At 36.5% G+C, this 3,214-nt stretch carries 4 protein-coding genes; all 4 read left to right on the top strand.

The genetic code is table 11. The features are described 5' to 3' along the window. Positions 1 to 776, top strand: a 776-nt coding sequence (locus WBM70_RS06885) for an aminotransferase class V-fold PLP-dependent enzyme (RefSeq protein WP_424557764.1), incomplete at its 5' end; no start/stop codon positions are given. After that, positions 773 to 2,566 carry a polysaccharide biosynthesis protein gene (locus WBM70_RS06880; RefSeq protein ID WP_424557763.1) on the top strand — a complete coding sequence of 598 codons (1,794 nt, stop codon included), beginning with the start codon at positions 773 to 775 and terminating at the stop codon, positions 2,564 to 2,566. The genes WBM70_RS06885 and WBM70_RS06880, both read left to right, overlap by 4 nt. A gap of 10 nt (positions 2,567 to 2,576) precedes the next feature. Next, positions 2,577 to 2,852 carry a ComEA family DNA-binding protein gene (locus WBM70_RS06875; RefSeq protein WP_424557762.1) on the top strand — a complete coding sequence of 92 codons (276 nt, stop codon included), beginning with the start codon at positions 2,577 to 2,579 and terminating at the stop codon, positions 2,850 to 2,852. 124 nt (positions 2,853 to 2,976) lie between these two features. Next, positions 2,977 to 3,214: glutamate--tRNA ligase family protein (locus WBM70_RS06870; RefSeq protein ID WP_424557761.1), on the top strand; the 238-nt coding region annotated here is incomplete at its 3' end.

Below are 3,214 nucleotides of genomic sequence, written 5' to 3'. Positions count from 1 at the left end.
CGCCTAACTTACTTAAAAAAGCTATTTCAAAAGCACCGAAAAAACCTAAAGCGCTTATTATCACACATCTTTATGGACAACTGTGTAAACTAGATGAAATTATAGCTATTTGTAAAGAAGAAGGAATTTATCTTATAGAAGATGCAGCTGAATCACTGGGTGCAAGTTATCAGAGCAAACAAAGTGGAGCTTTCGGTGATATGGGCGTTTACTCTTTCAATGGGAATAAGATATTGACTACTTCTGGCGGAGGTATGCTTGTAAGTGACAATGAAGCGTGGATCGCCAAAGCGAAGTTTCTTTCCACTCAGGCAAAAGAGGATTATCTGCATTATGAGCACAAAGAGGTTGGTTATAATTATCGTATGTCAAATGTATTGGCAGCTATTGGCGTGGCACAGATGGAAGTATTGGATGAAAGAGTAAAGAGACGAAGAGAAATTTTTGAACTCTATAAGAAGTATCTTGGTCAATATGAAGAGATACGATTTATGCCTGAGATTCAAGAAAGCAGAGGAAATCGCTGGCTAAGTACGCTAACATTTGCTCAAACTCATCCTGGAGAGATAATAAATTTATTGGAAGCATCAAATATAGAAAGCCGGCCACTTTGGAAACCTATGCATATGCAACCACTATTTTCTGATGCTTTAGTGATAGAAGATGGTACATCCCAAAGACTTTTTGAACAAGGGATCTGTTTGCCAAGCGGCAGTAGTATGAGTGATGAAGATGTTATCAGGGTTTGCGATACGATTACAAAGGTAATAAAATGACAGCCTTGTTACGTCCGACTTCTCTAAAAAGGATGGTGTTTTTTCTTATTGTTGATTTAATACTTTCTGGGATTACACTTTACCTTGCATATCTATTACGTTTTAATTTTCAGATACCAGAAGAGTTTTTGGGTTCCTTTTGGTTGACATACGGTGTGATAACAGGAGCAAAGCTTTTTTTCCTTTTCCTGTTTAAAAACTATTTTATTATCTGGCGATTTTTCAGTTTTTATGATGCAAAGAATATTGTTAAAGCACATATCTTGGCCTATCTGTTTTTTGTTATCGTTTATCTAATTTTTAAAGAACATTTTGCACCATTCCCACGTAGTGTCATTGTGATTGATTTCTTTTTGTCACTTATTTTTATAGGGACAATAAGAGTCATTAAGCGTCTGATGATTGAAGGACGAGGTACACGTTCACTGAAGCCTACACTTATTATCGGGGCTAATAGTAGGACAAATACCATTATTCAGAGTGCGCTTAAAGAAGAGATAGATTATTACCCTATTGCTATTATAAGTACGCAAGAGAATGAGACAATGACAGATGCATATATCAATAATGTAAAAGTTTTTGATATAGCTTCTTTAGATGATGTTGTAAAGAAAAAGAACATTATGGCAGCGATCATTGCTGAAAAATTACCTCAAAATGAACTTAAGATATTGGTAGATGAGTTAATCGCAGCCGGTGTTACAGAGATCAAACAAGTTAAAATTTTAGGTTCAGATCATGAAAAACTTGAAGACCTTTCTATCGAAGATCTACTTGCACGTCATCCTAAAGATTTGGATCTGGATACTATAAAAAATTTCATTCAGAATAAATCTGTACTCATTACTGGTGCGGGTGGAAGTATAGGTTCTGAAATCACCAGACAATGTAAAAAGTTTGGTGCTTCCACCTTGACCTTGGTAGATAATAGCGAATACAATCTATATCAGATAGGTGAGCAGATTGAAAATGCTGAACTAAAACTGGTAAGTGTTACGGATAAACATAGACTGGAGACTATTTTTAAAGAGGCTAGGCCACAGATAGTTATTCATGCAGCAGCATTTAAACATGTTCCTATTTGTGAATCAAATCAGGATATGGCTGTGCTGAATAATGTTTTGGGAACCAAAAATATGATTGATGTCAGTATAGAAAACAGTGTGGAAAAGGTAGTTGTCATCTCTACTGATAAAGCTGTGCGACCAACGAATGTCATGGGTGCAACCAAAAGAGTGACAGAGCTCTACGCGAACAATGTGGATGCGAGAGAAACGGAGATCGTTGCTGTACGTTTTGGTAATGTGCTTGGTTCTAGCGGTTCTGTTATTCCTAAGTTTAAACAACAGATAGAAAAGGGTGGTCCTGTAACAGTAACACATCCGGATATCACACGTTATTTTATGCTTATCCCAGAAGCATGCCAGCTAGTTCTTCAAGCAGCTGCTATAGCTAAAGGGAAAGAGCTTTTTATCTTGGATATGGGAAAACCTATAAAGATCGTAGACTTGGCCCATCAGATGATACGTCTTTATGGTAAAGAAGATGAAGTAAAGGTCGAATTTACCGGTTTGCGTCCTGGAGAGAAACTGTATGAAGAATTATTAATAGATGAAAATGAACAGAGGACGCAATACAGTTCTATTTTTATCGCAAAGCCAACACCCTACGATATTGTAAAGCTTAATGAAGATATGTACAATCTCATAGATAATGATGACAAGCTTGTGCAACTCAAGAAGATCGTACCTGAGTTTACACATATGCCTAACAAAAAATTAATTAACTGAAGGACAAGGTATGTTAAAAAAAGTAATTGCAGGATGCTTGGTTTTTGCCACATCATCACTGTTTGGTATGAGTTTAGATGAACTTAATGGAGCTTCAAAAGCAGAGCTTATGAAGATCAATGGTATTGGGGCAGCTAAAGCTGATGCTATTATCAAAGAGAGAAAAAAAGAGAAGTTTAAATCTTTTGAAGACTTTCAAGGGGTTGAAGAGCAGACAGCAAAAAATGTAAAAAATGATGTGAAAACTTCTTCCAAAGAAACAGAGTACAACAAACACTCTGGCTAAAAAGAAAAGTTAAACCTTTGAAGAGCTTTGGCTCTTTTACATAACTCCCGAGACAAAATCCGCTTTAACCACATTTTCGATACAATTCACTAATTTATTTTTAGACTTAATTTAAGGCATTATTATGACAGTTACACGTTTTGCACCATCTCCAACTGGTTATCTTCATATAGGTGGACTAAGAACAGCGCTATTTTCCTGGCTTACGGCACAACATAACAAGCGAGAATTCCTGCTTCGTATAGAAGATACAGATATGGCACGAAATTCTGAAGAAGCAACAGAAGCGATACTCAAAGCATTTGAATGGGTGGGAATGAGTCATGATGGGGAAGTAGTGTATCAGTCCAAAAGATTTGACC

The sequence above is a fragment of the Sulfurovum sp. genome (genome assembly GCF_049668085.1).
In the GTDB taxonomy this organism is placed as follows: domain Bacteria; phylum Campylobacterota; class Campylobacteria; order Campylobacterales; family Sulfurovaceae; genus Sulfurovum.
This window is presented reverse-complemented; position numbering and strand designations above follow the sequence as displayed.

Bases quoted from the DNA above. Each gene is read 5' to 3' on its own strand.
- WBM70_RS06880 (WP_424557763.1), top strand. From the start codon at position 773: ATGACAGCCTTGTTACGTCCGACTTCTCTAAAAAGGATGGTGTTTTTT.
- WBM70_RS06875 (WP_424557762.1), top strand. From the start codon at position 2,577: ATGTTAAAAAAAGTAATTGCAGGATGCTTGGTTTTTGCCACATCATCA.